Genomic DNA, 14427 nt, shown 5'->3' with positions numbered 1-14427 from the left:
ATTGATTAAATTTCCTAGCATTTATTTACCTTATTCATCCCTCAAGCTATTTACTGGATTTGTCAATGCTGCTTTGATCGATTGGTAGCTTATGGTAGCCAATGAAATGAATATGGCGGCTAGACCAGCAAATACAAAATAATACCATTCGATCTGAATTCTATATTCAAAGTCTTTAAGCCAATTAGTCATAGCCCACCAAGCTATAGGCGAAGCAATCAGAATAGAAATAAACACCAACTTGATAAAGTCGAATGATAGGAGAGAAGTGATTTGAGGAACAGATGCACCTAGAACTTTGCGTACTGCAATTTCTTTCATTCTAGTTTCAGCCATATAAGCAATTAATGCTAATAACCCTAAGCAAGAAATAAAGATGGTCAGTCCGGCAAATAATAGGGAAATCGTTCCAACTGCCTTAGTTTCCTTAAATTTGTTTTCAAACACCTGATCAATGAAATGGTAGGAGAAAGGGTATTCAGAATTGTACTTCTTAAAAATACCTTCAATTGTTTTTAGATTGTCCTTCGTACTTCTAGCGGAGTTTAATCGATAATGAATTACATTAAACCAAGCATTTGGGCCTAGGATTACAGTAGATTCATTTTTCCCATATGGCGATCCCATGATAAAATCTTTGATTACACCAACGACGGTCCATTTCTCTCCATCTCCGGAAATAATACTTCCTATAGGCTCTTTAAGTTTTAATGATTTTACTGCGGCTTCATTCAAAATAATTGCTGAACTATCTGTCGGAAATTTATAGATATCAATATCTCTACCTGCAACTAAGGTTAAGCCTAAGTTTTTAACGGCATCTGCATCTGTGCTGAATCGATTGTAGTTTATTCTTTTGTCTTCTTCAAGGGATGCATTAGATGTAAATCCCCATCCTGAACTATAACGATCGGTTATAGGTGACATATTTTTGGAAACTGATACAACTGCATTGCTTGCTAATAAATCTTGCCGAATACTGTTGTAATTTTTAAAAATATCTCCCTCCATTTCAGTATAAACCAGTCCGTTTTCTTGATATCCTCGATCGCGATCTTTCGTGTGATTAATCTGTTTGGAGACTATAATTGTAGCAATTATTAAAATTATAGCTAAAGAAAATTGTATTACGACTAATATTGATCGCATACTCATGCCTTTAGTGCTGCCTTTAAATTTTCCTTTGAGCGTTTGAATAGGTTTGAATGCGGAAAGGAAAAATGCAGGATATGCACCTGCCAGAATACCAGTACATAATGCGAATCCAAATAGAAACAACCAGGAGTTCAATGAAAGAAAGGATAAGGAAAGGTTTTTAGAAACCAATTCATTGAAATATGGCAAGGTAATAACCATTATAATTACGGTCAAAACGACGGCAAAGAAACTAATGAGGACACTTTCAGTGAGAAACTGAAAGATTAAGCTCTGTTTATTAGCACCAATAACCTTCCTTACACCGACTTCTTTTGCCCTACGCTCAGATTTGGCAGTACTTAAATTCATAAAATTAATACAGGCAACCAGGAGAATAAACCCGCCAATCCAAGCGAATAGTTTTACCAAATCAATACGGCCGGATTTATACTCTCCACCTGTTCCGTTATTGTATAAAAAGTGATCTTTATAAGGAAAAGCGAATATTTCTAAGTTCTTTATTAAATTTTTATCGACAGATATATTGTCACGTGTAAAGGTTTTTATTTTAGAGTTGAAATCTGAAAGAGCAACATTTGGTTTTAATAGAATATAGGTCTCGACCGAATTATTGGTCCAATTTTCATCATAGAAATTAATTGTTTTAGCATATTCCCAAGATAATAGACCTTCAAAATCAAAACTTGAATTTACAGGAAGATCTTTTATTACAGCTTGTACCTGTAACTGATCAACCGAATCTATCCTGATTATTTTACCTATGGGGTTTTCGGTTCCAAATAAATCTTTTGCTTTTTTTTCAGTAAGGACAATTGACCTAGGGTCTGTCAGCAATTTTTCTTTATTTCCTGCTACCAATTGAAATGAGAACATATTAAAGAATCCTGAATCAACAAATGCAAAATTTGTTTTCAAATTTTTGTCTTCGTATGTTGTTAGGAAATTGTTCTGATTTGAGTACCTCGAATATGATTCAATATCTGGAAATGTTTTTCCCATTTCCTGGCCCATAATCTTTGAGGTATAAGTCCATGCGTACATCGAACCTTGATAATTATCCCGATTGCTGATGACATATAATCGATCGCTTTTATCATGATAACGATCCATAGTCAACATATTCTGTAACCAAAGCATTATCATCAGGGCCCCGGCCATTCCAATTGCCAACCCAATAATGTTGATTGCTGTAAATCCCTTATTCTTCTTAAGATTCCGGAAAGCTATTTTAATATAATTTGTTATCATTTGAATATGGCAGATTTAATAAATCAATAGACATTAATAATAACCATTTAAATGAAGGATTCAATTGGTTTGCCAATGTTTTAAAATGTTTATATACAGGATATTATGATAAAATTTCAAAATTTTATTGTTCGATATCGGACGGTTTATTGTCCGTTTGCGAACAAAACTTATATAGATTATTGACTCTTAAATAATATTAGATAGCCTCTTGATAAAAAGACCCCCATTTGATCCATAATATTCTGTTGAAACTAAATCTATAAACGGCTTTAAATATCTGTGGTATTCGGTTTCTCACATTCTAAGAATAATCAAAATAGGGGTTAATTTCTTAATACTATTTTTTATGGGATCGGCATTAATTACAATTCTCTTGGTCATCACTCATCCCTTAAGCTATCCACCGGATTTGCCAATGCAGCTTTAATAGACTGATAGCTGACGGTCAATAAGGTCACTAAAATTGCACCAATACCGGCTAAAGCAAATATTGTCCAGTCAATCGATATCCGATAGGAATATTCAGATAAGAATTTATTCATAGCCCAATAAGCGATTGGAAATGCCAGTAAGCAAGAACATACGATAAGGACAATAAACTCTTTGGAAAGCATTCCTGTTACTTTGAGTACGGAAGCACCTAGAACTTTTCGGATACCAATTTCTTTTGTTCTGCTTTCAGCCATAAAAGCAGCTAGACCAAATAAGCCTAAGCAAGATATAAAAATGGTTAATCCAGCAAATAGAGTTGCCAAACGTCCAGTTTTTTGTGTCTCAGAGAATTTTTTAGCATAGGCTTCATCAACAAATTTATAGTCAAATGGATAGTCTGGATTATATTTCTTAAAGATTGCTTCTGCTTTTCTAAGAGCTTCTTCAGTATTTAAGGTTTGGTTAAATCGGATGTGCATATTATTCATCCAGCGACTAGCCCCTTCAAAAACCAATGGTTTGACTGGATCAAAAGGTGATTCTTGAATAAAGTCTTTAATTACTCCAATAATTTGAAACTTTTGACCAGAGTCGTCGAAATATTGACCTATAGGATCCTTAAAATTCATCACTTTAGCTGCAGTTTCATTGATAATAGCGGCTGAAGAATCGGTAGGGAATTTACTTAAATCAAAATCCCTTCCGGCAATTAATTCGAAACCTGCTGTTTCAACGACTTTATCGTCGCCAGTTTGTCGATTAAACTGAATGACGGCATTGGGGTCTTTACCTTCCCAAGTAAATCCATTCCATCCACTCCAACGCTCAGTAAGAGGAGACATAAACCGACTTACAGATTGGGCAATATTTTGGTCTAGCAATTCCTGTTTGATCAATCTTGAGTTTTTACTGATATCCCCAACTTCATTGACATAGATGAGATTTTCTTTTTCAAATCCAAAATCACGACTTTGAGCATGTTTGATCTGTTTTTGAATGACGATGGTACTTACAATAAGAATAATTGCAGTACTAAATTGTATAACAACAAGAATCTTTCTTGGATTAACCTTATTCTGAACCTGACGGAATTTACCTTTTAATACTTTTATTGGATTAAAAGATGAAAGGAAAAATGCAGGATAAATACCCGCTAAAAATCCGGTCAACATTATAAAACCTAAGATTAATCCCCAAAAATTGAGGTCTTTCCAAGGCAGACTTAATTTTATTCCCACCAGATTATTAAAGCTTGGCACAAGAAGAGAAACGATGAGTAAGGCAAGGATTCCTGATATCGATGCCAATAAGAAGGATTCTGAAAGAAATTGCAGGACTAAGGATTTTTTTTGAGCGCCAACAACTTTACGAATACCTACTTCCTTCGCTCTTTTTTCACTCTGCGCGGTGCTTAAATTCATAAAGTTGATGCATGCGATCAAAAGAATAAGTCCCGCTATAAGCAAGAATGTTTTAACCATCTCTATTCTTCCACCTGCCAATGCACCGTTCTCATATTTATTGTATAGGTATAAGTCTCCGAAGGGTTTCAGAAAGGTTTGGGTCTCTACTTTTGAATTTCTTGTTGAAATATCAAGTATTTGTTTTTGAATTTTATCTAATGCTGTGTTCTTCTCTAATTCAACATATAAATCAACCGAGCTATTTCCCCACTGATTATCTGAGTAGCCTAATTTTTCGAATAATGTCCACGGCAGGAAATAATCATAGCCTTGAAAAATATTGTTTCCTAAATCCTTTTCTAGAACTCCACTAATAGTCAATACATTGGTGCTATCTATCCTAACCGTTCTACCTAATACATTAGTATTTCCAAAAAGCCTAATGGCAAGGTCCTCAGAAACTACAATCTGATTGGGATCTGTTAATGCGGAGTTTCTTTTTCCTGCAGAAATCGGTAATTCGAACATATTTAAAAAGGCGGAGTCTACAAATGCCCCAACTTTGGATGGAACTTTCTTTTCGCCAATATCAAGTAGCAAACCTTTGCTCCCGGATAATCTGGATATATTTTTAATTTCCGGTACTTCATTTTTAAGTGCTGGAGCTAATGGCTTAGCAGTTGAGAACCAAACTGCAATTTCTCCGTCCGAAAATTCTTTGGATCCTACAACATATAGCTGGTCGTTTTTCGGAAAAGTTTTGTTAAAGGTCAATTGATAATTCACCCATAACATAATTAACATAGCAGCTGCCATTCCAATTGCCAATCCGACGATATTAATCGCAGTAAAACCTTTATTTTTCTTTAGATTTCGAAATGCGATTTTAAAATAATTTTTAAGCATGGCAATTCCTGTGGTTAGAAATATATACTTCTTGAGAGCTCTCAGTCTTTACTTTAATGATTTCTGTTGATACCTTAGGATAAACAACCTCATGGGTTCCTTCTGCATACCAGATCCCAGTTTTAGGGTAATTTTTATTAAAGCCATACTGTAGATTGACTAACAGCAGGATCAACAAAATAGTACCCATTAGCAATGCATACTTCACATTTTTAATGGAATCTGAATCTTCACCTTTGATGAATTTTCCGATATATATTTTAAAATAATTCTTATTCATGGCTGAAATAATTAATATAGTTACTTTATCCAAACCAAAAATTTGCCAAGAGTGTAAAGTGTTTAAAATCAATTGTATAGATAAAATTTTTAAAATAAACATGTTCGATTTCGAACAATTTCTGTTCGCTTGCGAACAAAGGCTACAACATAAAAAAGTCCAGGAATTATCCCGGACTCTGCATTATGGAAAAATTATTATTATAATCTAACGTTTACGAAATTTCACACCATTCAGTTATCTAACTACTAACTACTATTTACAACACCGCAGTAGAAGTTTCCAAGATTACCTGTCCATCTAGCATTCTAATGACTCTATCAGAGAATTTAGCATCGTGTTCTGAGTGGGTTACCATAACGATTGTTGTACCGGCTTCATTGAGTTCTGTAAGCAACTGCATCACTTCATTACCATTGCTGGAGTCTAAGTTACCTGTAGGCTCATCGGCAAGGATAAGTTTGGGATTGTTGACAACTGCTCTGGCTACGGCAACACGCTGTTGCTGACCACCTGAAAGTTGCTGCGGAAAGTGATTTCGACGGTGCATAATTTGGACTTTTTCCAATACTTCTTCTACACGTCTTTTACGTTCAGCAGCTGGTACATTTGTATATACCAAGGGTAGTTCCACATTTTCAAAGACGGTCAGTTCATCGATCAAATTAAAGCTTTGGAATACAAATCCAATATTGTGTTTACGAAGGTCTGAGCGTTTGTTTTCTTTAAAGTGAGCTACTTCAATATTGTTAAAAAGATAACTACCTTCATCCAAATCATCCAATAGGCCGATGATATTTAGCAGTGTTGATTTGCCACATCCGGAAGGACCCATTACTGCAACAAATTCGCCTTCCTTAACGTGGATATTCACGTCATTTAAGGCAACGGTTTCTACCTCTTCGGTACGGTAGAATTTCTGTAGATTGGTGATTTTTATCATGGTGTTTCTTTGTTTTTTAATGGATTAATTTAGTTTTATAATAGGTATATGTTATTCGTTTCTCAAAGTTTTCGTTGGATTACTAGTTGCTGCACGTAGTGCTTGGGTACTGATCGTAAATAGAGCGATGATTAAAGCCAATGCGGCAATCATAATAAAGATTATCCAAGGCATGTTCATATGATAGCTGTAACCATTTAACCATTCGTTCATAAAATACCAGGCAATAGGGAATGCGATCAAACAGGATATTCCAACTAAAATAATGAATTCTAGATTCAGCATACCAACCAATCTGCCCACCGAGGCTCCCAAAACCTTGCGGATACTAACTTCTCTTGCTCTCTGTTCTGCTGAAAAGGCTGCTAGGCCTAATAATCCTAAGCAAGATATAATAATTGCTAGTATTGCGAATAAGCTTGCTAGTTTCTGAAGCATAATTTCTGTACTAAAGAAATTGTTGAATGCTTCATCCAAGAATTTATAGTCAAATGGAAATTCAGGATTATATTTTTTTACAATACCTTCTATTTGTTTTATCAGCTCTGGGATATCAACCCCAGCTTTAGTCTTAATATTCATGACCCCGCCCGTATAGCCATATTTATAACCAACATCTAGGGGAGCTAACATAAGAGGTTCGGGAGAGCCATAAATATTATTGTAGATATAGTTGTCGACAACACCTGCAATGGTGAATGGTAATTCATTCATTTCAATGGGTTTTCCTGCAACCAATCCATCAGGTTGGATTAATTTCGCAAAACTTTCATTGATTAAAACCGAGGAGCTATCTCCAAGGAAATTTGGTCTAAAGTTTCTTCCGTCCTTTAATTTAATGCTCAATGCATCGATGAAGTCTGGGTCGACAAAAGTATATCCAATTAATATGGATGATTTCGGATCCTTACCATCCCATTTAAATCCAGAGGTATTTGAACCGACATTTAAAATACTAGAAATGCTTAATCCTACAGCATCGATTTTTCCTGTTGCTTTTAGTTCTTCTTTGATCACGTCGATATGCTTCGACATATCGCCTTGTATATTGGTCATAATAACTTGGCTGCGGTCGAATCCTAGATCTCTATTCTTTGCATGTTGGACCTGAAGATAAATAACAGATGTACAGATCATCAAAATAATTGCTGCAGTGAATTGGATAATGACCAATGCTTTTCTAATTATTCCACTAGATCCAATCTTTCTGGCTCCTCCTTTTAATGTAGTTAATGGGTCAAAGGAGGAAAGGAAAAATGCTGGATAACTACCAGAAACAATTCCGCATACAAATATAATGGCAGTAATAAATCCTATGTGAGACCATTTGTCAATGCCAATTGTTAATTCTTTATATACGAAACTATTGAAGGATGGGAGACCGAGCTTTACCAAGCCAATGGCTAATAGACCGGCAAGAAATGCAAAAACAATAGATTCGCCTAAAAATTGGAAGATCAATGATTTTTTCTTTGCGCCAACAATCTTACGCATGCTCACTTCTTTAGCTCTCTTTTCTGACCTTGCTGTTGAAAGATTCATGAAATTGATACAAGCGATGAGGAGAACCAGCCAGGCAATAGAGGTAAATAACCTCACGCTTTTGATTTTTCCATCTTGCTCGATTCCCTGCTTAAAGACATTGTACATTTTCCAACGTTCCATAGGATATAGGAAATTTTCATCTACATGTTCTTTAGCACCTTGTTTATCTTCAATATAATATTTTAATTTATTGTTTACTGCGCTGAGGTCAGCTGTAGGGTCTAATTGCACTAAAGTTATTACACTGTTATTGCCCCAATTGTCGTATCCGAAATTTGCATTTGCTGATTCTAATTTCTTGAAGTCTATAAGCCAATCATACCTAAAACTGGAATTTTTTGGAAAATCTTTAGTAACTCCCGAAACGGTAAAAACTTCATTATTATCAAACTTGACTGTCTTACCAACAGCTTGGGTTGTCCCAAATAGCTTGATGGCACCACTTTCACTCAGAACAATTTTGCTAGGTTCATTTAATGCAGATTTAGCGTCACCATCTAAGAATTCTGGGGCTAAAATGGATAGGATTTGAGGATCAGCATAATAACCGAATTGATAGATCTGTTTCTCATCGACGGTAAACAGATTGGAACTTCCCCAATTTAATCTACCTGCATGAATTACTTCGGGAAATTCTCGTTGGAGTTCCTTTGCAAATGGGCCAGGAGTAGATTCAAAAACATTGATGTTACCATCATAGGTCTGTTTAGACTTGGTAATATAAATATCTTTCTTGTTTACAAAGTTGTTATTCCATGAAACCTCATCCTCAACCCAAAGAAAAATTAAGGCTGTTACAGCGATCCCCAACGCCAAGCCGAAAATATTCAGAAAACTATAGCCTTTCGTTTTCCAAAGATTTCTAAGAGCTGATTTAATAAAATTCTTTATCATAATGGTTATTTTAATAGAGATAGCCCTTATCTTCATTGTTTCAGATAAGGGTTAAAGAATTTAATTCTATTTTTTAATACTCAATTCCTGAATCTTGTCATAGGTTTCATAACTTGAAACCACGACTTTGTCTCCAGGTTTCAATCCGTTGAGCACTTCATAATATTCAGGATTTTGCCTTCCTAATTGAATATCGGTTCTATAAGCTGTATTACCATCTTTGTCTAGCTTAAAGATCCAATTACCAGCAGTTTGTTGATAGAATCCCCCTTTAGCAAGTAATATAGCTTTGGTTTCATCACTCAATGCCAAGCGGATTGTTAAAGTTTGACCACGACGAATTCCTTGTGGTACTTCGCCAACAAATTCCATATCTACTTGAAATCTACCGTCTTTTACTTGGGTATAGACCTTTTTGATTTTCAGTTCATAGGATTTGCTTCCTATTGTAAATTGGCCTTTAAGATCTGGGAAGATTCTGTTGATATAGTGTTCGTCAATATCAGCGCGGACCTTAAATCCAGTCAACACGTCTATTTGGCCCAATCTTTCGCCTGGGTTTTTATTTTGACCTACCTCAGCATCGAATGAGGTCAATTGACCGTCAACCGGTGCACGAAGGATTAAATCGCCGACCTTTTTACGCATTAATTCCAAGGCTTCCTGAGTCCGTTGGTAAGTTTTGCGGTCCTGACTTAATTTCTGTGTATTTGAAACCTCATCTTGTTTTAGGATTTGTTCCGTTAATCCAATACGTTCTTTTTGATACTTATAATCATTAAGAGATTTTTCATATTCTTGAGTACCGATTGCTTTTTCGGCCAAAAGTTTTTTATTAAGATTATAAACACGTTCAGCTTCACGAAATGCAGATTCAACTTCTGCCATTTGATTTTTATTGGAGATGGATGCTTGCTGAGCGTTTGTTTGTGCAATCTGTGCCTGTGTTAATAGGTTCAGGACCTGAGTTTCATTTTGTACTAAATTCAATTCCATATCGGTATTGGAAAGACGCATAATTGGGTCACCTTTATGAAGATGAGCGCCATCCTCCACATACTTTTCTTCGACCCTTCCTCCAACAGATGCATCTAAGTAAATACTACTAATGGGCATTACCGATCCATTAATTGGAATAAATTCTTGGAAGGTATCTTCCTTAACTTCGAAGATTGAAATACGTTCTGCATCTACGTTCAGTTTGCTATTTCCGCTCGTATAATAATAACTAGCACCAATCAGGGCAACAATGCCAGCAATTCCGGCAACTGTAAGGATCCTTTTTGTATTCCACGTCTTTTGTTTAATCGGTCTGTCCATGTAATTATTAATCAATTTTGATAAAAGCATAGATAAGGTTGTGCCAAATTTTTAATGTTATGAAAATCAGCTATTTATTATAAAAACTGAGTTTTAAACTGTTCGAAAGCGAACAGTATATGTGCGATGCTGAACAATGAGGATATTATATTTCAGTGTTCGCTTATGAACACTTGCCTGTTCGGCTTCGAACAGGTTTAATAACGATAAAATGTTAATCAGTTGAAATTCAAATTATTAATTATTTGGCACAGCCTATGAAATGCAAATGGAAATAAGTTTTAAATGAAAAATAATTACCTATTTGTAATCATATTTGTTTGTTGTTTAATTAGCACGGTAAAAGGACAGGATGGCTTCCTGTCCTTAACCGATTGCGTTCAACAAGCTATACAGAATAATCCTACATTAAAAAGAAATGAACTGGTTGTCGATCGTTCAGATTTAGCTTATAAGCAAGCAAAATTCGATCGCCTACCTTCATTGAATGCGAATATTGGGCATAGTATATCCCAAGGTAGGACCATTAATCCGACAACCAATCAATATATAGATGATAACAATAGTTCAGGGAGTCAATCCCTGAACTTAAATGTTCCGATTTTTAATGGATTTTATATTCTTCATAATATTCGTATGAAATCCAACGCATTGGATGCTGGAAAATTGGAGTATGAAGGTTTTGTTAATGATTTGAAACTGGATGTAATTGAGGCCTATGTGAAAGTTTTGACGGCAAAAGATATGCTGGTTCAAACGGAAGGTCAATTGGCAGTTACGAAGGAGGAGTTACATAGGCAAGAGATTTTGGGTAGAGAGGGAGCCACCAAGCCAGGTGATTTATATGATATCAAAGGTCAATATAGAAGTGAACTTAACGCTGTAGAGTTAACTAAGCAAACTCTCAACAATGCACGTGTACAATTAGCGGGATTTATGAATATCGATGTTCAGAATTTGGGGGAACTTAAACCTATTGATATTCCAGCTGAGATAAGCATTCAGAGTTCGGAGGAATTATTTCAACAATCTTTAAATGCCATGCCACAATTTAAGGCATTGGATTGGAGAATTAAGGAAATGGAAGAAGGGATCAAAGTTGCAAAGTCGAATTATTGGCCAAGCCTATCGCTCTCTGGTGGGATGAGTTCCAATTACAGTAAAGAAGGGGGGGCGGTATTCAACCAGATTAAGAATAACTTGAGTAAGGGTGTCGGAATTAATCTTTCTATTCCGATATTCAATCAATTTAAGAATAGAACACAGGTAAGATTGGCTGAAGTTTCATTGAATGATGCGAATCTGACGAAAGATATCATGAGGAATGACCTTCGGATGAAAACAGCACAAGCGGTTTTCGACTTAAATATTACTCAAAAAAATGTAGTAAACCTTCGGGATCAGGAGGTAAGTTATGCCGAATCTTTTAGGATTGCGAAAGTACATTTTGAAGCGGGCAACAGTAACTCAGTAATTTATTTGATAGCAAAAAACAAATTGGATGCTACACGTAGCCAGTTGATCATCAGGCAATATGAATGGTTGATGCAAAAATATGTGAATGATTATTACGCAGGTTCTTTAGATTTATAGTTAACTTAGCTAACAATGAAGAAAGCGACCATTTTAGTTGTTGATGACGATCAAGATTTATTAACCGCCACGCGAATATTATTAAGGCCAAATGTAAAGGAAGTTTTAGTTGAGCATAATCCTGAAAGGCTGATTAATATCTTGGAAAAGAATCCGGTTGATATTGTCATGTTGGATATGAACTATAAGAGTGCTATCAATACGGGAAATGAAGGGTTGTATTGGTTGTCGAAGATCAAGTCGCAATTTCCGAAGGTTAATGTAGTAATGATCACGGCATATGGAGCTGTTGATCTAGCTGTAAAATCATTGAAGCAAGGAGCTTCAGATTTTATAGTCAAGCCATGGCAAAATGAACAGCTTTTAAATACCCTAACTGGGATTTACGAAGAAACAAGGCCGAACCAAAAGGACAAATCATTTGTAGGTTCGAGGGATCAACATGGGATTATAGGTAATTCTGCCATTATGGAAGATTTACAGTATAAGCTTGATAAGGTTGCTCCTACGGAGGCAAATATTTTAATATTGGGCGAAAATGGTACGGGTAAAGATCTGATTGCGAATGCGATTCATCAGCGTTCATTACGTTCCAAGGAGTCTTTTGTTAAAGTCGATGTTGGATCATTGACAGAAACCTTATTTGAAAGTGAGCTATTTGGATATAAAAAAGGGGCCTTTACGGATGCTCGAGAGGATAGGAAGGGTAGGTTTGAGCATGCTGATGGGGGAACTTTATTTTTGGATGAAATAGGAAATATAAGTTTGCAGCAGCAAGCGAAGCTATTGAGTGTATTACAAAATAGGGCGGTTGTTCCATTAGGTTCCAGCCAGCCTATTTCTGTAGACATCCGATTGATCTCCGCCACGAATGTTCCCTTGAAAGTACTGGCTGATGAAAACAGGTTTCGAAAGGATTTAATTTACCGTATCAATACCTTAGAGATTCAAGTTCCACCACTACGTGAAAGAGGGGAAGATGTACCATTGCTTGCCAATCATTTCTTAAAATTTTATTGTGCAAAATATCATAAAAATATAGCTGGTTTTGAATCAGATGCATTAAATAAATTGAGGGGCTATCATTTCCCGGGCAATGTTCGGGAACTGCAATATAGTATAGAGCGTGCAGTCATTATGTCTGACCAGCAAAGTATACGTGCTGAAGATATTCTGTTTTCACCGATAGAACAGCAGCAGATTGAGAAGCCAATCGTTAGCGATTTTTCCTCCCATAATTTGGAGGATATGGAACGCAAGGCTATAAAATCTGCGATAGAGCGTTATAATGGCAACATCAGTAAGGCGGCCAAGGAATTGGGGCTCACGCGTGCAGCATTATATAGAAGGTTGGAAAAATATAACCTTTAAAGCATGATCAAGCTGGCTGTAACAGATTTTTTCAAGATGTTATTGCTCATGGCGCTTGCTGTCGGCATTGCATATTTGGGATTTAAGGGCTTTTATCTGTATTCTGGATTGGCATTTTTCTTTCTGATAATCTTTGCCTATCAAATGTTTTCCAAACATCGTTTTCTGCTTAAGCAATTGGTGGAGTTTTCAGAAGCGGTAAAATATCGGGACTTTACACGCAGGTTCGTTGTTAAACGGCCAAAATCTGTGGAGGGCCAACTGTATTCGGCCTTCAATCAAATCAATGAAGTTTATAAGGACATCAGTATCGATCAAGCGTTGCAGCACCAATATTTGAACAAGGTGATCAATATGCTGGATACGGCGATTATATTTTATCATGCAGAGTCAGGGAAGGTAATTTGGCTAAATGAAGCGTTCAAGGATCTGTTCCAAGTTCCCCATTTGGGCAATATGTCGGGCATGAAGAAGCGACATCCGGAGCTTTATGAAAAAACAATTCAGCTTCAGGTCGGAAAACATCAAATGGAGACCGCCCACTCGAGCAAGGGAAAGATTAAGTTGCTGATGCAGAGTTCGGGATTTGATACGCAAGATGGATCCTTTAGAATCATTGTCTATCAGAATATCAATGAGGCGATTGATGAAACCGAAACTAGGGCATGGCATAAGTTATTGCGCGTATTGACGCATGAAATCATGAACTCCATTGGTCCAATCAGCTCCTTAGCGGAGACCCTGCACGAAAGATTGGAACATTGGGAAGGCAAACAAGATATTGAAGATCTTAAGGTTGGCATTTTTACAATTAAGCGTAGGAGTGAGGGCTTGTTGCAATTCGCTAAAAGTTATCGATTGATCAATAAGGTTGATCAACCTCAATTTTCAGAAATCCTGGTTATTCAATTGTTCGAAAATATCTATCAATTGTTAGAACCTACCTTGCTTCAGAAAAATATTGATGTGGATATTATCATCAAAAACACCCGACTCATTTTGCGAGCGGACGTTAATTTATTAGAGCAGGTTATTATCAACTTGCTTTTAAATGCAATTGAAGCGGTTAAGGAGGTGGAGGAACCATATATCAGTCTATCTGCGATCGAAATGAGAGATTATATTCAGTTAAAGATTCAGGATAATGGTGTTGGCATGTCGCTAGAAATTCAGGAACAGATTTTTACACCATTCTTTACGACGAAAAAAACAGGGACTGGGGTAGGATTGACTTTAAGCAAGCAAATCATGTTGATGCACGGAGGTAATATTTCTGTAGACAGCAAAGAAGGGGCTGGAAGTACCTTTACCCTACAATTCTAATACTATTC

9 protein-coding genes are annotated in these 14427 nt (G+C 36.2%); 3 read left to right on the top strand and 6 right to left on the bottom strand.

Annotated features, from left to right (window positions below; translation table 11 throughout):
* Nucleotides 1-30: 30 nt before the first annotated feature.
* The 6 genes from E0Y80_RS04015 to E0Y80_RS03990 all read right to left on the bottom strand — a co-directional run bounded on the left by E0Y80_RS04015 (nt 31) and on the right by E0Y80_RS03990 (nt 10132).
* Nucleotides 31-2406, bottom strand: a complete 2376-nt coding sequence (locus E0Y80_RS04015) for an ABC transporter permease (protein WP_156306119.1) — start codon at nt 2404-2406, stop codon at nt 31-33.
* Nucleotides 2407-2789: 383 nt separating this feature from the next.
* On the bottom strand, nt 2790-5150 hold the full coding sequence (locus E0Y80_RS04010; RefSeq protein ID WP_156306118.1) for an ABC transporter permease: 2361 nt from the start codon (nt 5148-5150) through the stop codon (nt 2790-2792).
* Nucleotides 5143-5430 carry a hypothetical protein gene (locus E0Y80_RS04005; RefSeq protein ID WP_156306117.1) on the bottom strand — a complete coding sequence of 96 codons (288 nt, stop codon included), beginning with the start codon at nt 5428-5430 and terminating at the stop codon, nt 5143-5145. Before E0Y80_RS04005 ends, E0Y80_RS04010 begins: the two co-directional genes overlap by 8 nt.
* Nucleotides 5431-5689: 259 nt before the next feature.
* Complete coding sequence (locus E0Y80_RS04000) at nt 5690-6373, bottom strand: ABC transporter ATP-binding protein (protein WP_156306116.1); 684 nt, start codon at nt 6371-6373, stop codon at nt 5690-5692.
* A 51-nt stretch (nt 6374-6424) separates the two neighbouring features.
* Complete coding sequence (locus tag E0Y80_RS03995; protein ID WP_197091481.1) at nt 6425-8812, bottom strand: ABC transporter permease; 2388 nt, start codon at nt 8810-8812, stop codon at nt 6425-6427.
* Nucleotides 8813-8878: 66 nt separating this feature from the next.
* A complete protein-coding gene (locus tag E0Y80_RS03990; protein ID WP_156306114.1) occupies nt 8879-10132 on the bottom strand; it encodes an efflux RND transporter periplasmic adaptor subunit in 1254 nt (417 codons plus the stop codon).
* A 285-nt stretch (nt 10133-10417) separates the two neighbouring features.
* On the opposite strand from E0Y80_RS03990, the gene E0Y80_RS03985 reads away from it, so the two are divergent.
* The 3 genes from E0Y80_RS03985 to E0Y80_RS03975 are packed head-to-tail and all read left to right on the top strand — an operon-like array spanning nt 10418 to nt 14419.
* Nucleotides 10418-11725 carry a TolC family protein gene (locus E0Y80_RS03985; protein ID WP_156306113.1) on the top strand — a complete coding sequence of 436 codons (1308 nt, stop codon included), beginning with the start codon at nt 10418-10420 and terminating at the stop codon, nt 11723-11725.
* A 15-nt stretch (nt 11726-11740) separates the two neighbouring features.
* Nucleotides 11741-13096 (top strand): sigma-54-dependent transcriptional regulator, encoded by a 1356-nt coding sequence (locus E0Y80_RS03980; protein ID WP_156306112.1) that lies wholly within the window; start codon nt 11741-11743, stop codon nt 13094-13096.
* A gap of 3 nt (nt 13097-13099) precedes the next feature.
* Nucleotides 13100-14419, top strand: coding sequence for a sensor histidine kinase (locus E0Y80_RS03975; protein ID WP_156306111.1), 1320 nt, complete (start codon nt 13100-13102; stop codon nt 14417-14419).
* Nucleotides 14420-14427 lie beyond the last annotated feature (8 nt).

This window comes from Sphingobacterium endophyticum, assembly GCF_009733535.1.
GTDB classification, from domain to species: domain Bacteria; phylum Bacteroidota; class Bacteroidia; order Sphingobacteriales; family Sphingobacteriaceae; genus Sphingobacterium; species Sphingobacterium endophyticum.
This window is presented reverse-complemented; position numbering and strand designations above follow the sequence as displayed.